We start from the raw sequence: 16,824 nt of genomic DNA, 5'->3' as shown, positions 1-16,824 counted from the left end.
CATGCAGCTATCTTTAGCCCCTGAGCATCTGGCTCATTATGTCAGTAAGCAGCTTGATCATTTTTTCCCGGACGGCCGCAGCGTGGAGACAGCGTTGTCTCAGTCTCTGCCTGAAGCGCTAAAGCGGCTGGAGTTCTGCTTCTCCCATATTCGCCTGAAATACTATGTCGAAAACGATGAGGCTGTGTTTAACCATCTTCACGGCGATCATTACGCTACCTTTTTGTATTTTCTCGCTAACCAGGCCTACCGCGACAGTCAGGTGACGCTGGCGGAAAAGGCGTTTCTTCTTAATAAAGCCTTGCACGGTGTAGACGCCTTCTATGGCGTGGAGCTGCCGCGTATTTTCCTGTTGGTGCACCCGCTTGGAACAGTGCTGGGTTCAGCCTCTTACAGCGACTATCTGACGGTGTACCAGGGCGTGACCATTGGCTCCACCTATCGCGGCGACTACCCAACGATTGGCGAGGGCGCGGTGTTTTGCTCCGGCTCCAAGCTGATTGGTAACTGTCGCGTCGGAACTAACGTCACTTTTGCCGCCGATACGTTCGTGCAAGGTATTGATACGCCGGATGACAGTCTGGTCGTGGGAAAATTTCCTGACTGCCGGATGTCGCCCAATAAACTGGATAATCGACGGGTCAAGTTTGGCTGATAACGGAGTGAGCGGTTAGCGTCTCAAGAGGAAAGAGGAAAGAGGAAAGAGGAAAGAAAAAACGGCGGGCCTTGCAGCCCGCCGATAGTGGCTTTTACCTTTTCACAAAATACAGCTTGAGATCATGGCCGATCACTTTGCCGATATCGGCCCCGAATACTTCGGTCTGCAGTTGTTTCAATATTGGAGCTGAGGGTTGCACCTTGTCGTCCCGATCTTTGACCTGCGCCAGCTTCCAGTCCACCTCATTGCTAAGGTAAGTCAGCACCGACTGAATCTGCGCGCGGTCTTCGCCAGCGAACCAGGTGCTGCGACACCCCGTCAGGTTGTAAAAGTGCGGGTGGCTGAGCAACGGCGCCCAGGCGGGGTCGTCCGCATTTTCGATAATGGCGCGGCGCAGCAGGCGGATATCATTGGAGCGTCGGGTCAGTCGATAGTGCTCGATAATGCTTTGAGCTTTATCCGTCACCTGGGTGAGTTCGCTGTCGCCAGTTGAAACCTGTACGACGCCGCCTTTACACACCATCCTCCTGATGCCTTCGATCAAGTTAAACTCCGCCTCGCTGAGGGAAGGAAACTTCTCAATCTTCAGGAAGTGGATTGTCGCTCCGTCCTCGATAAAACGCTGGGCGATGGAGTAAGGCCAGAATACGATATTTTCCAGACCATACTGTTCCGCTTTACGAGCGCCGAAAGCGAGGTTCGCCAGATTCTCGTCGACGGCGATCACATCCACGTCATCAAAGTAGCGGGCGAACTCCACCGCTCTCTGTGACGACTCGGCGCCGAAAATCATCGCGCACAAGCGTTCGGGCAACTGTTGCGCCCGCGCGCCCAGTACGCTTTCCAATTGTTTGCGCAACGACTGCTCGCTGAAGAACTCTATGTTGCGCCACACCGGGCAGGCCATGGCGACTTCCGCTGCGTCCTCCAGCAACTCAAGCTGTTTCTCCTGAAACCCTTGCTTATAGCTTTCATCCTCCATGGGCAGGTAGAAGCTGGCCTCCATTAGCGTTTGCATTGCGTCCGGCCAGTCGTCCAGGGAAAAGGCCGACAGGTAGCGCGCGTAGGCTTGAGGGAAGAGAGTGACGTACATGGCGGCGATGATAAGAGCGCCTGCGATGTCGGTTACGCTGTTTTCTGTTGTGCAGGACAGCAGAACCTTTCTGTTCAGGGCGCTGATTTGAGCGGCTTCGTCTTCGGCGGCATAAAGGGCTCCGCCGGTAGCGACGTTATAGACGCCAATGGCGATGGCCAGTTCCTGCAGCCCTTCGCGTAATTCGCCTGAGGCTGTCGTCTCGTCAAGGATAGCTTTGCGCATCAACGTGACGAACTGCTCCACATCTGCATTCGGCATGACGGTCCTGGTCAGCGCTAATAGCAGTAATGGGTCCTGCGCGGCGTCGTTGATATCGATGCACACGTCGGGATTGCGCAGGTCATATTTTAACGCCAAAGCCTGAGCGGTCAGACGGGCTAGATTTTGATGAGGCAGATCGTCTTGCTTGAGCAAGTCTACCAGGTCGCGCTCTATAGATTCTGATCGCCTATCCACTTGCAGGTGCGTGCAACATCTGATCATTCCTGCGTACAGCGTAGGCCATTGCAGACCGTATTCCAGTAAGCGCCGGTAATGCATGTAGGCGATGTCGTAATTGCCCATCGCCGCCTGACAGTGCGCGATTCCAAGAAAGGCGGCCGCATAGCTCTTGTCCTGCTGCAGCGCTTGCTGGAAATATTGCTCCGCCTGAGCAGGCTGATTCTCCATCAGATTAAGATAGCCGAGGTTGGCGATCAGTTGCGGCGCGTTGCGTTCTTGGGCCAGCGCCTGATTGAAGAACCGGCGCGCTTCGCTGAGTCGGCCTTCGTCCAGCTCAATCCGACCCAGCAGACCCAACGCTGACGCTTGCCCTGGCTCCAGCGCCAGCGCTTGCTCTATCAGCGCCCTGGCGACGCCTCTGTCTTCACTGCGTTGTTGATGCGACGCTCCCGGACGGTTGGAGGCGCGATATATCTCATTCGCTTCAATCAGTAGACGGGCGGCTTCAACACGGGTGGACTGAAGCTTTTCGTTTGCTTGCGCTGTTGCCTGCATGGTGCTTACCTCTGCTAGCTCAATTCAATCTCTGTTTAGCCTTGCAGCAGCTGCAGCACCTGCTGCGGCTGTGCATTAGCCTGGGCCAGAATCGACAATCCGGCTGACTGCAATACCTGGGTTCGGGACAGCTCGGCGGTCTCCGCCGCGAAGTCCGCATCGCGGATTCGCGAGTTGGCGGCGGTCAGGTTTTCTGACGCGATCGCCTGGTTGGATATGGTTGACTCGAAGCGATTCTGTATGGCGCCAAGATTCGCACGCTGGAAGTTGATAGTGTTCAACGCGTTGTCCACTGCGCTCAGCGCCAGGATGGCTCCATCCACTGTGGAAACGTCAATGTTTTGCACCAATTGTCCTGTGGAGTTGGAGCCGTAAGTGCCAACTTCGAACCCGCTCTTTTCTATCTGGCCCGTCAGCGTATCCAAGTCGATGGCTCCGGCCGAGAGCAGGGTGATGGTGCTGGCGGTGACTGTGTCAACCGTACCCAATCCAATCAGAGAGGTGGATGTGGACGCATTGGATATCTGAATATTCCTGCCGTCGTCGGCGATCATTCTATAGCTGCTGCCAAAGGCTTCCGCTTGCACCCCGGTCTGTCCAGACTTGTTATTAATCGCAGTGATGACTGTTCTCTGCACATCCGCCACGGTGTCGTTAGAGCCGTAGGAGATGTTGATTTGCACGCCATTGATCTGGAAGTTGAAGTTTTGCGCGCTGCCGGTCACCAATGCGGTGGCGTTTTGGATCGTATCGTTTACCTCGGCGACGACGCCAGTCTGATCGCTGACCTTGTTGATCGCCACGGCTTTGGCGATGGCGCTGGAATCAGTCTGCGTGCTGGAAGAGGTGTCAAAGTTGGTTTGCGTGGGACCAATGGGAACGCCATTGATAACCAAATCGCCTGCGGCGAATGGGTTAGCGTCCACCTGGTCGCTGATCGCGCCGCTGTTATTACCGCTGAAAGAGCCTACGGATAAGCCCGCGTTGCCGATATTGCCGGTCGTGGTATCGAGTCCGATGGCGCTGCCGTCACGTGAAATGAGCGTAAACGTGCCCGTATAGGTGACAGCGGCGGAAGCGGCGGTATCGGAAGGCGGTAAGCCGAACGCGGTGGAATTGAGGGCGGTGCTCTGAATCACTATGTTTCGCCCATCGTCCGCCGTCAGCCTGATGCCGACTGTCGGGTTGCCGTCGAAGTTGGCGGTGACGCCGGTTTGTCCGGATTTTTCATTGATCGCTGCAGCGACATTTTCCAGGTTGACCTGTGAGGACAGGTTGGAGGAAATAGTTACAGCGATGGCTACGCCGTTGATCGTCACGGACGCCGATTGCGTGGTGGCGATGAAGGTGGTGGAGCCGCTGACGTAGGTGCCGTTTATCACCGCTTCCACCCCGGTGGATTCCGTCAGCTTATTGATAGCCGCCACTTTGGCGATGGCGCTCTGATCCTGGTTGGCGCTGGAGAACGCGTCGTCGACGCCGGTGGAGGCTCCGATGGCGATGCCGTTGATGACCAAGTCGCCAGCGGCGAGTGCGGCGGCTTCCGGTTCCGAGGAAATGCCGTCGGTTTCTGCGGCGCCCAGTTTATCCACGGTCGCCCCTTCAATGCCGAAAGTGACCGACTCTCCCTCGTTGGCGCCGATTTGGAAGGTCACATCAGTGAAGGTGCCGTCCAGTAATTTGGTGCCGTTAAAGTTGGTCTGGTCCGAAACCCGTTTGATTTCCTGCAGCAGCTGACGGACCTCTTCGTTCAGCGCCTTGCGATCCAAGCCGCTGTTGGTGGCGTTAGCGGACTGCAGCGCCAGGTCGCGAATACGCAACAGGTTTTCGCTCATGGCCCCAAGCGCGCCTTCCGCCGTCTGAGACAGCGACACGGCGTCGCCGGCGTTACGGATGGCGACGCTCAACCCTCGCACTTGTGACGTAAAGCGCGTGGAGATCGCCAAGCCGGCGGCGTCGTCCCGTGCGCTGTTGATGCGAAGACCTGATGACAGGCGCGCCAGAGCGGTCTGGTTGGCTGACTGCGAATTATTGAGATTTCGCTGCGCGTTGATCGAGGCGATGTTGGTATTAATTATCTGAGGCATAACTTCCCCCTATTGCGTCTATACCAGCCGGGCCGTTTCCTTCGTAAGAGCCGCTCGGATGCGTAGCAACCGGCTACCTGACTTTGCCTGGCCCTGTGTGCGAATAAAAAATGCGCAGTCAGGACCCTTTCCACTGCCTATGCAAAAGCATTGCCAGAACTTCTACCAAATTTTATGTGTTTGATTTTTAATCACAAAAAAACACAGATAGGTTTGCCGGAAAGGGAGGCCCATGGATTTTGGCAGGAGTTTGCCAAGGGGCGGTCAAAAAGTTGCCGCTTGCCGCTGAGAGGAAAGCAGTGGTGACGATAGCACGCTCCTTCATATAGATAGCGTGGCCTGGCAAAGAAAGGCGCGTAACCCGACGGCTCCCTTTTTGATGCGGCTACAGAAATGGCGGCATGATAATTGCCGCGCCTGAAAGACAGGGGAGTTAAAAGTAGCGAAAACAGGAGTAATGGGCGGATCACTGCTACGCTAACTTAGTCTGTTCACTAAAATTTTTTCGAGTGACGGAAAATTGCCGCACCAATTTTCCCGTTCGGAAAAAACTAAAAAAGAGATAGAAGCAATGACCGAGCAAGCGGAAATACTCAAGCCTTTCATCGAACGCAGAGAAAAGAATCTGGCCTACTTTAAAGACCACTTTCCCGGTATCTACAAGCATTTCCTGAACTATCAGATGAAAAAAGCCAAGCTTAATATTATCCCTGATATCGGTGAAGTGGATATCCATGATGAAGGCCGTTCCGTTTATGACGGCAAGGCCAAGGCTTATGCGCTGAATGAAATCAAGGAGTTCACAAAAGTCTATAGTGAGGGCGGCAAGGTAGTGTCTATTGATCCGCCATTTCCGGGCGATTATTGCTTTCCGAGATTTTTCTTTAAAACCGCTGACGCCCTTATTCGTAAGTCTCCGATTAATAAGAAGAACTTCAATCACTTCTGGCTTGGCGACTCCTATCCTTGCATTGTCTTCCTTGGGTGCGGCGTGGGCTATCATATCGAAGCCTTTCTGGAACAGCACAAAGTGAATTACGCGGTGATTTTCGAGCCTAACCTGGATCACTTCGCTGCAAGCCTGTACGCCGTAGACTGGGCGGAAATCTGTAAAAGGTATAATGGCGAAGAGGGACGCACTATCCACTTTTTGCTGGGCGGCCAGGAAGATGAGTACTCGCAGTGGGCGCTGCTTTGGAATAACCTGGTTACTACCCCGCCGGCATTTCCTCTTGCAACGTTGTTTTATAACCATCGCGGCTTGAATGCTCACGACAGGCTCTCTGAGAAGGTGTGTGATGACCTCTACGTGTTCCTGGTTTCCTGGGGCAATTACGACGACGAGGTCAATCAGCTGAATCAGGCTGCGCATAATATATATAGTGGCGTTGAACTATTGCCGCCGCCCGTCAGCGATATCACCGATGTGCCTGTGTGTATTGTCGGCGCCGGGCCCTCTCTGGATCTTCGCGTTGATCAGCTGCGGGAAATGCAACAGCGCGGCGCGTTGATCATTTCGTGCGGCTCCTCCATCACTGCGTTGCATCCCATGGGAATCAGACCGGATATTCATGTTGAGCTGGAGTCTGATTATCAGTACGTAGTGGGGCAGTTGGAACGCCTGAAAGATCCTGAGTACCTGAACTCGATCAAGGTCATTGCGCCTATTCACATCAGCCCGGTCGTTTATCAGTTGTTTGGCGAGCGGCGCGCCTACATCAAAGAGGAGTGTGGGCTGGCGACTATGTTCTCCGAACACGGACAGATCATTCGCGGCGGGACACCCACTTGCACCAACCTCGGACTGGCTTGGGCGCTGCATTACGGATTCAAGAATATCCTGTTGTTTGGGATGGACTTTGGGTTTACAGACAGACGCCATCACCATGCCCAAAGCTCTATTTATTATGACGATGACGCCCATGAAGCGTTTAAGCGCAGTGTGGATTATGACGGTCAGCATGTGTTTCAAGTGGAAAGCGTTGACGGCGGCTCCGTTTTGACGTCGCCGCAGTACTTCGCCGCCAAGCGTAAAGCGGAAAACAGCCTGCGTGATTACCCGGAGCGCGGCAAGGTCTACAACTTCTCCCACGGCGCCAAGATTGAGGGCGCTGAGTGGGCGGCTCCGGGGCCGCTGCCGGTCTCCCTGACGGCGCTTAGCGCAAATGACGACAAGAAACGGAAGGTAGTGGAGTATCTCTACGCATCGCAACATGAAAAGATACCTGTTGAGGTGCTGGAGAAAAAACGGGATCGCTTGAATGTTTTATTCGGGCAGTTCAGTGATGATGTTTCCACATTTCTGCGGGCGCCCATTACCAGCAAGGATGAAATGAACAGAGTCTGCAATCGTATCAACACATACATGGAAGACCAGGTGCAAACGAAAGCGAAAGAATTCTACTTTTTGTTGCGAGGCGCTATCAGGCACTTTCTTTATATCGGCTTCGCACATGCGCTGGCGATTCAGAATGATGCGGAGCGGCTGACCTTCATGGAGGAGTGGAGGCAGACTATGCTGCGCTTTCTCCTTGATGTACATAAACATTTTCTTCAGGTTATGTATAAGAAATTCGACCTTGCAAGCGACCCCTGGGTGCGTCGTTCCATCAACGATCCAGATGACTTTGAGTGAGCGTGGCGTCATAGGGTTGAGGCTTACATTTCATTACAAAGAGCAGGCAAAAATTAACTAAAGAATCTTCTCCTGAAGCCGTTACTAAGGACAACGGGTTAGCGCAGTTCGACCGGCCCAGCTGTGTAGAAGCGAGAACCTCTTAACCGAGTGAGAAGGGTTACAGGAGAAGCAAATATGCCTCAAATAATTAATACCAACATTGCGTCGTTGAATGCGCAGCGTAACCTGAACGCTTCACAGCGGTCAGGGGATACGGCGCTGCAGCGGCTTTCCTCGGGTCTCCGCATCAACAGCGCAAAAGATGACGCGGCAGGTCTGGCTATTTCAACACGTTTCGACGCTCAGATTCGCGGCACCAACGTTGCGGTTCGTAACGCGGGAGACGCGATCTCATTGGCGCAGACTGCTGAGGGCGCTCTGAGTTCAATGAAAGACAGCTTACAGCGTATTCGTGAGCTGGCGCTGCAATCTGCGAACGACACTAACTCAACTATCGACCGTGAAGCATTGCAGGAAGAGGTTGACCAGCTGATCAGCGAGATCGAAAACATCGCTGACACCACTAACTTCAACGGCAAAAAGCTGCTGGACGGTTCTTTCCAGAACTCTGTTTTCCAAACCGGCGCTAACCTGGGGAACACCATTAATGTGTCCATCTCCAAGCTGGACACCAGTACATTGGGAACGGCGGACACCAGCGGTATTTCCAGCAGAACGACTACGACTGCGCTGGTTGTTGGCAGCACCGGCAATGAAATGGTTGCTGGCGACATCGTTGTCAACGGCGTCTCCATCGGCGCATCCGTTGGCACCGACGACACGGCTTCCACCAGCCATGCGGCTTCAAGCGCGATCGCCAAGGCGGCGGCCATCAATAAAGTAGCCGATCAGACTGGCGTCACCGCAACGGTTGATGCGAACTATGTCGCAGGCACCACTACCGCCGACGCCACAGCGGCGAACGTGACCTTGAATCTGAACGGGGTCAACATCAACCTGAGTAAAGGCACCACCCTGACGGTCGAGCAGAACCTGCAAGCGACAGCAGACGCCATTAATGAAAAATCCGGCGCTACTGGCGTGCGCGCAGTCTTTGACGGCGATACCGCGAAAGGGATTTCTCTGGTGGCTGACGATGGCCGTAACATCGTTTTGACTGAGACCACCAGTAACAACTTGGCGACCTTTGGTCTGGCCGCCGCTCAATCACTGGGTAACGCTTATGTCGGCACCTACTCGCTTTCAAGCGACGATGGCAGCGATATCGCACTGACCACCACAACTGGAAATATCGATAACGCCGGCTTTGAAGTGGGCTCATTCAGTGGAAACAACGCAGGGATTGTGAGCGATAACGGTACTACTGCGGCTTTGGTGACTGGTGATATCGTCGTCAACAACGTGGCTATTGGCCCCAGCTTGACCACTGACGATACAGCCTCTACGGCGAATGCGGATGGCAGCGCCATCGCGAAAGCGGCTGCGATCAACCGCGCTTCTGACCAGACAGGCGTCACCGCACTGGCCAATGAAAACCGCGTTAACTCAGGCAACCTGACTACCACGACAGCCTCTGCGACGATTACCGTCAACGGCGTCTCCATCACTGCGAGTTTCAGCACCACTGACGACATTGCTGTGAAACAGGCTTCGATTATCGACGCGATCAACCAGAAGTCCGGTCAGACAGGCGTGACTGCGGAAGTACTGGACTCTGACTCCTTCACTCTGGTGGCTGCGGATGGTCGTAACATCGACATCAGCGGCGCCACGGCGATGGCGAGCATCACCACTACGACCTTTGTCAGCTCTGTAACATTGTTGTCTGGCGGTCAGATTGATGTGGAATCTAACACCAACTCTGCTGGCCTGGCGAAAACTGGTTTGAGGATCGGCACATTCGGCGGCGCCGAGAGCGGCTCTCTGCTGCAGAATGTGGATATCTCAACGGTATCTGGCGCTGAGTCGGCCCTGAAAGCGGTGGATAACGCATTGCAGACCGTAACGTCCAAACAGGCGGAACTGGGCGCCATCCAGAACCGCTTCCAGAACACGATTGCAAACTTGGAAGTGAATAACGAGAACCTGAACTCCGCTAACAGCCGGATCAGGGACGCAGACTTCGCCTCCGAGACTGCAGCGTTGTCAAGGGCGCAGGTACTGCAACAGGCCGGTATCTCAATATTGGCGCAGGCTAATGCAAGACCCCAGCAAGTCTTGTCGCTCCTGCAGTAACGGAGTGAACTAACGTGACCTACCGGCCGGATGATCTCTTCCGGCCGGTTTAAGCGTTAAGACATGCTAAGAGGTGAGATATGAATGACGTTAAGACTACTGAACTGAGTATGGCGGCAGTCACTAAACCCGTGAACCTGCCGTCTGCTCAGTCTGCGACGTCGTCACCTCCGATTGAACCTAAGGTTAAGTCCGGGGTAGCCACGTCTACGCCTGATACGCAGGCTGCGAAGCGGAACGCTGCAGCCCAGCCCACTAACGACATTGCCGACAAACAAAAGCAGCAGTCGGAAAGGGAGCAGAGCCAGGAGCTGAGGGAAGCGGTGACCAAGTTGAATGAATATGTTCAATCTGTGCAGCGCGACTTACAGTTCGAGCTGGATGAGGATTCGGGAAAAACGGTCATTACTGTTTTGGACAGAACCACAAAAGAAGTGGTGAGACAGATTCCCGATGACTTGGCCCTTAAGCTGGCGCGCAACTTGCAGCAGGATGAACCAGTAAATCTGTTTTCCGCCAAGGCGTGAGGCTTGGCGGAAACAGATAGGGCTCGGCAGGGATTTACGATCCGTAACAAAAAAAGGGGCAAAGTTTTGCCCCTTTTTGCCGATAAATAGAGATATGATCGTACACATAAGCCGCGAGGTTGGCGTCACATGGCAAGCGTTTCTTCAATAGGCATCGGCTCAGGAGTATTGACCAGCGAACTGATCGAGCAGCTGGCCAGTGCTGAGCGTGAGCCGACGGAAAAAAGGCTGGATCTCAAAGAAGATGAGGTGACGGCCAAACTCAGTGACTTAAGCCGTCTGAAAAGCGCAATCACTGACTTGCGTTTATCCGCTCGCACCTTGAGCACGCCGGAGGCGATGTCCAGTAATTCAGCGACCTCCAGTGGTTCCGCTATTGGCGTTTCCGCCAACACCTCCGCGAAAACGGGTTCATATGCGCTTACTGTCAGTAATCTGGCGGTTGCGCAGTCACTGAGCTCCGGTACTTTCGCCGATAAGGATACTACGACTGTCGGGACAGGCACGTTGGCGTTCACCGTTGGCGGCGTCACTAAAAACCTGACTGTAAACAGCAGCAACAACACCTTGCAGGGGCTGTCCGACGCCATTAACGATATGGGGTTGGAGCTTAACTCCTCCGTTATTTATAACGGCTCCTCTTATCAGCTTGTGTTATCCGCTTCGAAAACGGGTCTGGCGAACGCCATTTCCATTTCCGCGACGGATAACGACGGCAATAGCACGGATGCCTCTGGAATTTCCCAGTTCATATATAACGCCACCAACCAGAATTTAACTCAGGACGTCGCTGCGGAAGACGCCGCCTTTACTTTGAATGGCGTCTCAATCACGCGGTCATTAAACACCGTTGATGACGTGGTGGACGGCCTGACCCTGACTTTAAACGCAGAAACCGCAAGCGCAGTCAATGTTACCGTAAGCAAAGACCTGAATGCTGTGACCGAAAGGGTCCAGGATTTGGTGGATAAATATAATGCATTACAGGAAATCATAAGTGAGGTCACAGCCTTTGACAGCGATACTGGAGAAAAGGGCACGTTGTTGGGCAGCTCCACTGTACGCACGATCTCCACACAGCTACGTTCGACGCTGAGTTCAATTGTTCCAGGGCTGGAAAGCGCGAACGTCCGTAGCTTATCTGAGCTGGGAATTACGACCAACTCAGAGTCAGGCCAGCTTGAGTTCAACAGCGCCACATTCCAAACCAAGCTGCAAAGTTATCCTAACGATGTGGCGGCCTTATTCGCTGATCAGGGGCGTACGACAGACGCGCAAGTTAAGTACGTCAGCGCGGGGATAAACACAAAGATCGGCTCATACGCTGTAGATATCACGCAGGTGGCGACTCAGGGCGCCTTTACCGGCAATGTGGCGTTGGGCGGCTCCACGGTTATTGATGCGGACAACGACACTTTCAAGATCAAAGTCAACGGGGTGGAGTCCAATACCCTTACGCTGACGGCAGGGACTTATACTGACAGTGAGCTACTGGCGGAGATTCAGACGCAACTTGATGCGGATACGAATATCGCCGGCTCTGGAGTGACAGTGTCCTTGGACGGCAGTAACCAGCTGGTGTTTACCTCTGGAAAATATGGCAGTTTATCCAAGGTTGAGATCACCGCCATCGACACCAATACCGCGGCTCAGCTGGGCTTGACTGTCGCCACAGGCGTTGATGGTCTGGACGTCGCCGGCACGATCAATGGCAAAGCCGCTACCGGCAATGGCCAGTATCTGACCTCCTCAGAAGGAGACTCCAAAGGGCTTAAGCTGCAAATTACCGGTGGCGCTACTGGCGCGCGCGGTACAGCGACTTATATAGAAGGGGTGGGAGACCAGATGGTCGACCTGGTGAACAGTTATCTGTCCGCCGAAGGTTTGATTACGGTTGCTATCAATGGTTTCAATTCACAGCTGGAAAAAATTTCCGAGGACCGTACGGACCTGGATAACAGAATCACTGCGTTGACTGACAGGCTGGCGCGCCAGTTCACCGCAGCGGATTTGATTATTTCCCAGCTCAAGAACACAGAAAACTTTTTGTCCACGCAATTGGAAGCGCTGGTGGCCAGCACTACTGGAAGCAAAGGTTAAGCGGCGGGCCTGATCCAGGCGCTTAAGATCACAGACGAGTAATTATGAGGTTGCTATTACAATGAACGCGTTACATCAGTATCAGAGCGTGAATCGTCAGACCAGCATCGTCGATGCGGATGGGCATAAGTTGATCCAGTTGCTGTTCGATGGTGCGCTGGAGCGTATTTCCATGGCGAAAGGGCAGATCCTGGCCAAAAACTTCGAAGGCAAAAACCGGCTTATCGGTAAAGCGGTCGAAATTGTCGGCGGACTGCGCGAGTTTTTGGATAAAGAAAAAGGCGGCGACATCGCAGAACGTCTGGACGCGTTGTACGAATATATGGAGCGTCGCCTGTTCGAAGCCAACTTGCAAAATGACGCGACCATTCTGGATGAAGTGGCGGGCTTGTTGAAGCAAGTGAAAAACGGCTGGGACGGTATTCGTCAGGAAGCCCTGGAAAAAGGTCTTGTCTAATCTGGCCTGAACAGGCCGTTTTCTCGCAACCTTATAAACGTCTGGACGCGTTATACGAATAGATGCTCCGTCCGTTCAGCGCGGGCGGAGCATCCAGGCAAACGCCGAATCGACCCTCGTATTGAGCTCAATTCCCCATCAAACCTTCCATGTGCGCCTCCACGCTGGCGGACAAGGCGTTCAGGTTATACCCCCCTTCCAGAATGGATATGATGCGCCCGCTGCTGTAAACCCGAGCCACATCCATCAGCAAACGCGTGATCCAGCGATAGTCTCTTTCCTCAAGTTCCAGATGCGCCAGAGGGTCGTGTTTGTGGGCGTCGAAGCCCGCTGAGATCAGTATCAACTGTGGACGGTGATCCTGCAGGCGGGCGAGCCAGTCTCTTTCAACGCTACGGCGGAACTGTAACCCACGGGTATGGGCGTCCAGCGGCGTGTTGATGATATTGGGACGGTCCACGGCATGGTGACTGAAGGGGTACAGGGGATATTCAAAGCTGGAGCAGAACAGGACCCGGGGGTCGTCCTGAAAGATGTCGACGGTGCCGTTGCCCTGATGTACGTCGAAGTCCACGATGGCGATGCGCTCCAGGCCATGAAAGTCCATGGCGTGACGGGCGGCGATAGCAACATTGTTGAAGAAGCAGAAGCCCATGGACTTACTGCGCTCCGCGTGGTGTCCAGGCGGTCGCACGGCGCAAAACGCGGTGTTCGCCTGACCGCTGAGCACCATATCCGCCGCCTCTACTGCAGAGCCCGCCGCCAGATAGGCGGCGCGCATGCTGTGACGCATCAGAGCGGTGTCCGGGTCGACCATGATGCGGCCTTTGTCCGGATTCAGATTTTCCAGTTGCTCAACGTAGCGGGAGGGGTGCACCCGTATAATCTTGTCGCGGTCGGTTTCCTGCGGTTCGACCAAGTCCACTTCCTGCAATATGCCGGCGTGCTCAAGCCGGTCCATAATCGCCTGCAATCGCATGGGGCTTTCGGGATGCCCCTCGCCCATGTCGTGCAATGTGCAGTCTTTATGATAGAAAAGGGCGGTTGTCATCTTTGTTTTCCTTTTAGAGGCTTTTAGTCTACTGCAAAGCCATAACCGCTTGAAACCGGAGATGGGGCGAATGTTATAGTCCGCGCCCGCAATTTGATTGGGGCTATTGATTAACGCCAAATCTATCAAAGCGGGGGATCTTGATATCTGTCAAAGTGGCCGGTATTGGTCTATGTATCTTAGATGTCGGCGGCGTTTCCGCAGTCGCCGGGTCCGGAGCCTGTCAACGCAAATGGAGAAAACAGATTGGGAACCCGACATTTAGAAGCGTTGTTCAACCCCAAATCCATCGCTGTCATCGGCGCTTCAGAACGCTCCAATAATCTGGGCGGTATGGTGTTGCGTAATCTGATGTCCACGGACTATTCCGGTCGTTTGGTGGTGGTCAACGATAAGGGCTACCACGACGTACATGGCGTTCCCTGTGTGAAACGGCCTCAGCAAATGCCGTTTCGACCAGATCTGGCCATTATCTGTACGCCACCGGAGAGCGTGCCGCGCATTGTCCGGGTATTGGGTTCCGTCAAAGTAAAAACTGCGATGATTCTCACTGGCGGCCTGTCGCGCACTCATAGTCGCAGCGGTCGGCCGCTGATGTATTCGGTACAGGAAGTGGCGTCTAAATTTGGCATCCGTATTTTAGGGCCTGAAACTATTGGCATGTTGTCGCCAGCCAGTAATCTGAACGCAACCTATATGCACATGGGCGTACTGCCGGGAAAGATCGCTTACATCGGTCAGTCCGGCTCTCTGGCCAGTGCGGTCATTGACTGGGCGTTTACTCGGGGAATCGGCTTTTCTCATCTCACCACATTGGGAGACGGCATCGACGTCGGGCTCGATGATCTGATCGATTACCTGGCCCAGGATCGCAGCACCAAGGCTATTTTGCTGCATATGGAGAACATTCATTCGCCACGGCGTTTTATCTCCGCCGTGCGTGCGGTGTCACGAGGCAAGCTGGTGATCGCCGTAAAAAGCGGCCGCACTCCGGCGTCGCAGTGGCGCCCTGCGGAACTGCCTTTAGGCGTGGTGGATGGCGACAAGATTTTCGATGCAGTGTTTCGGCGCGCCGGGGTGCTGAGGGTTAACGGCGCCGATGAGATGTTCGATGCGCTGGAGACTTTGACCCGGATGAAACCCGTGCGCGGGGAACCTTTGCACATTATCAGCAACGGTCTGGGTCCAGGGGTGTTGGCGGTGGATCGTCTGGCCTCGTTGAATGGCGAGCTGGGGTCGTTGTCGCCGGAAACGGTGAGTGAGCTGGGCAAGCTTCTGCCTCCGTATTGGACGCGGCGTAACCCCATTGACCTCAACTACGACGCCAACCCGGAGCTGTATCGACGCACGCTGGAAATTCTTGGACGCGATCCGCATGTGTCCAATGTACTGGTGCTGTACGCCCCATCCCTGACGGAGGACAGCCTGCAGGTCGCAGACGCAGTGATCGAGGCCGGCAAACGCTCTCATCTGAATATCTTCACCTGCTGGCTGGGCCACAGCACGGTATATGACGCAAGAGAAGCTTTTTTCCATAGCGGCGTCCCCACGTTCTCTACGCCGGACAAGGCGGTGAAGGCCCTCATGCACATGGTCAATCACCAGCGCAGCCAGCGGGTGTTGCGGGAAACGCCGGAATCCTACACCGATCCGGTGGTGGACCGCTCCCGGGCGCGTAAAACGATTCAGAAAATCTACGCTTCCGGCCGACGGGTGCTGACCAACGCGGAGTCGCGGCAGATTCTTACCGACTACGGCATCAATATGCTGGATACGCGCTATTGCGAAACGGAAGAGCAGGCGGTTGAAGTCGCGCAGGAGTTTGGTTCGCCGGTGGATATTCGCATTTTGCACGAGCACAGCTGCATTCCTTTCAAGGACGAGAAAACCGGTCGCGGCCGTTATAAGGGCAGGGTGAAGGGGCTGGTGGAGGAGGCTTCCATTCGCGATTCCTGCCGCTATCTGTTGACGCATTACAGAGAACATTATCCCGACAGCGGTTTTCTCGGGTTTGCGGTGCAACCCAGTTTTCAGACCGTCGGTGGGGTGGGGTTCAGCCTGGGGGTAACCCGTGATCCGGTGTTTGGACCTTTAATGGTATGCGGCGCCAGCGGCGCGGCGGTGAATGTCTCAGCGGATCGCAAACTGGCGCTGCCGCCCCTGAATATGGTGCTGGCCCGGGATCTGCTGCAACAAACCCATATGTTTCGCCTGTTGAAAGACTACAGTTACAACACGGAGCAGGATATCGCCAAAATCTGCGAAACCCTGGTGATTCTGTCGCAGATCATCATTGATATCCCCGAGATCAAGGGCCTTGAGGTCATGCCGCTGTACTTCGACAAGCATGGGGCGGTGGCGGTCAACGCCATGATTGATCTCGACAAGCCGGCGAAGCTGGCGATCCAGCCTTATCCGCAGGAGTTGCGTGAGTGGATCATGCTGCCCAAATCGAAGCGCAAGGCGGAAATTCGCCCAGTGCGTGGAGAGGATGAGCCCAGTCACATCGAGTTTTATTCCGGCCTGTCTCCGGAATCGATTCGCTATCGCTTTTTTCACTACCGAAAGTCTTTCACTCACGACGAAATGGTGCAGATGCTGCAAATCGACTATGACCGTGAAATGGCCTTTATCGCCATGTCCCCAAAGGAAAACGGGTATGGCGAAGACACCCTGGGAACGGTGCGGGCCTGGACGGATGCGGATAACCTGCAGTGTGAGTTCGCCATTATCGTGCGCGATGACCTGAGGGGGGAAAACCTGGGCTGGGTGCTGATGCGTAAAATTATTGAGTATTGCAGGGAAAAGGGCGCGGTGGAAATGGTGGGTTCAGTGCTGCCGGATAATAAGCCGATGTTGCGTCTGGCGGAGAAGCTGGGGTTCAGTATTCGCTACGACGATGAGGAAGGGGTGATGGCGCTGCGGTTGCCGCTAAACGCTCCGGATGAGTGGCAGGCGGAGCGGTTGAAGTCAAAGTAA

At 54.5% G+C, this 16,824-nt stretch carries 10 protein-coding genes; 7 read left to right on the top strand and 3 right to left on the bottom strand.

What is annotated here, in order from left to right:
* Window position 1 precedes the first annotated feature (1 nt).
* Entirely contained in the window at window positions 2–655 is a 654-nt protein-coding gene (locus AC2IBB_RS24540) for an LbetaH domain-containing protein (protein WP_486329344.1), read from the top strand.
* Between the two features lie 94 nt (window positions 656–749).
* Here the strand turns inward: AC2IBB_RS24540 and AC2IBB_RS24535 are convergent, their stop codons facing one another.
* Together AC2IBB_RS24535 and AC2IBB_RS24530 are read right to left on the bottom strand one after the other, a co-directional pair.
* Window positions 750–2,750 carry a tetratricopeptide repeat protein gene (locus AC2IBB_RS24535; protein ID WP_486329343.1) on the bottom strand — a complete coding sequence of 667 codons (2,001 nt, stop codon included), beginning with the start codon at window positions 2,748–2,750 and terminating at the stop codon, window positions 750–752.
* Between the two features lie 35 nt (window positions 2,751–2,785).
* Window positions 2,786–4,837 carry a flagellin N-terminal helical domain-containing protein gene (locus AC2IBB_RS24530; RefSeq protein ID WP_486329342.1) on the bottom strand — a complete coding sequence of 684 codons (2,052 nt, stop codon included), beginning with the start codon at window positions 4,835–4,837 and terminating at the stop codon, window positions 2,786–2,788.
* Between the two features lie 571 nt (window positions 4,838–5,408).
* Between AC2IBB_RS24530 and AC2IBB_RS24525 the strand changes: the two genes are divergently transcribed.
* From AC2IBB_RS24525 to fliS, 5 genes are all read left to right on the top strand, one after another.
* On the top strand, window positions 5,409–7,472 hold the full coding sequence (locus AC2IBB_RS24525) for a motility associated factor glycosyltransferase family protein (RefSeq protein ID WP_486329341.1): 2,064 nt from the start codon (window positions 5,409–5,411) through the stop codon (window positions 7,470–7,472).
* Between the two features lie 177 nt (window positions 7,473–7,649).
* Window positions 7,650–9,710 (top strand): flagellin N-terminal helical domain-containing protein, encoded by a 2,061-nt coding sequence (locus AC2IBB_RS24520; RefSeq protein WP_486329340.1) that lies wholly within the window; start codon window positions 7,650–7,652, stop codon window positions 9,708–9,710.
* 80 nt (window positions 9,711–9,790) lie between these two features.
* Window positions 9,791–10,237: a flagellar protein FlaG gene (locus tag AC2IBB_RS24515; protein WP_486329339.1), complete on the top strand. Its 447-nt coding sequence runs from the start codon at window positions 9,791–9,793 to the stop codon at window positions 10,235–10,237.
* Window positions 10,238–10,366: 129 nt separating this feature from the next.
* Window positions 10,367–12,337 carry a flagellar filament capping protein FliD gene (fliD, locus tag AC2IBB_RS24510; RefSeq protein ID WP_486329338.1) on the top strand — a complete coding sequence of 657 codons (1,971 nt, stop codon included), beginning with the start codon at window positions 10,367–10,369 and terminating at the stop codon, window positions 12,335–12,337.
* Between the two features lie 61 nt (window positions 12,338–12,398).
* Window positions 12,399–12,794 carry a flagellar export chaperone FliS gene (gene fliS, locus AC2IBB_RS24505; protein ID WP_486329337.1) on the top strand — a complete coding sequence of 132 codons (396 nt, stop codon included), beginning with the start codon at window positions 12,399–12,401 and terminating at the stop codon, window positions 12,792–12,794.
* Window positions 12,795–12,921: 127 nt separating this feature from the next.
* On the opposite strand, the gene AC2IBB_RS24500 is transcribed toward fliS, so the two are convergent.
* The gene (locus AC2IBB_RS24500; RefSeq protein ID WP_486329336.1) at window positions 12,922–13,845 is read right to left on the bottom strand and encodes a histone deacetylase family protein; all 924 of its coding nucleotides are present in this window, start codon (window positions 13,843–13,845) and stop codon (window positions 12,922–12,924) included.
* A gap of 246 nt (window positions 13,846–14,091) precedes the next feature.
* On the opposite strand from AC2IBB_RS24500, the gene AC2IBB_RS24495 reads away from it, so the two are divergent.
* Window positions 14,092–16,824 carry a bifunctional acetate--CoA ligase family protein/GNAT family N-acetyltransferase gene (locus AC2IBB_RS24495; RefSeq protein ID WP_486329335.1) on the top strand — a complete coding sequence of 911 codons (2,733 nt, stop codon included), beginning with the start codon at window positions 14,092–14,094 and terminating at the stop codon, window positions 16,822–16,824.

This window comes from Hahella sp. NS-SX17 (assembly GCF_057367735.1).
The sequence above is the reverse complement of the archived record's forward strand: the minus strand, read 5'-3'. Positions and strand labels throughout refer to the sequence as shown.

What these genes read in the sequence shown, in the direction of transcription:
- AC2IBB_RS24500 (WP_486329336.1), bottom strand. Translation starts at nt 13,845, where the DNA reads ATGACAACCGCCCTTTTCTATCATAAAGACTGCACATTGCACGACATG.
- AC2IBB_RS24515 (WP_486329339.1), top strand. Translation starts at nt 9,791, where the DNA reads ATGAATGACGTTAAGACTACTGAACTGAGTATGGCGGCAGTCACTAAA.
- AC2IBB_RS24530 (WP_486329342.1), bottom strand. Translation starts at nt 4,837, where the DNA reads ATGCCTCAGATAATTAATACCAACATCGCCTCGATCAACGCGCAGCGA.
- AC2IBB_RS24535 (WP_486329343.1), bottom strand. Translation starts at nt 2,750, where the DNA reads ATGCAGGCAACAGCGCAAGCAAACGAAAAGCTTCAGTCCACCCGTGTT.
- fliS (WP_486329337.1), top strand. Translation starts at nt 12,399, where the DNA reads ATGAACGCGTTACATCAGTATCAGAGCGTGAATCGTCAGACCAGCATC.
- fliD (WP_486329338.1), top strand. Translation starts at nt 10,367, where the DNA reads ATGGCAAGCGTTTCTTCAATAGGCATCGGCTCAGGAGTATTGACCAGC.
- AC2IBB_RS24540 (WP_486329344.1), top strand. Translation starts at nt 2, where the DNA reads ATGCAGCTATCTTTAGCCCCTGAGCATCTGGCTCATTATGTCAGTAAG.
- AC2IBB_RS24520 (WP_486329340.1), top strand. Translation starts at nt 7,650, where the DNA reads ATGCCTCAAATAATTAATACCAACATTGCGTCGTTGAATGCGCAGCGT.
- AC2IBB_RS24525 (WP_486329341.1), top strand. Translation starts at nt 5,409, where the DNA reads ATGACCGAGCAAGCGGAAATACTCAAGCCTTTCATCGAACGCAGAGAA.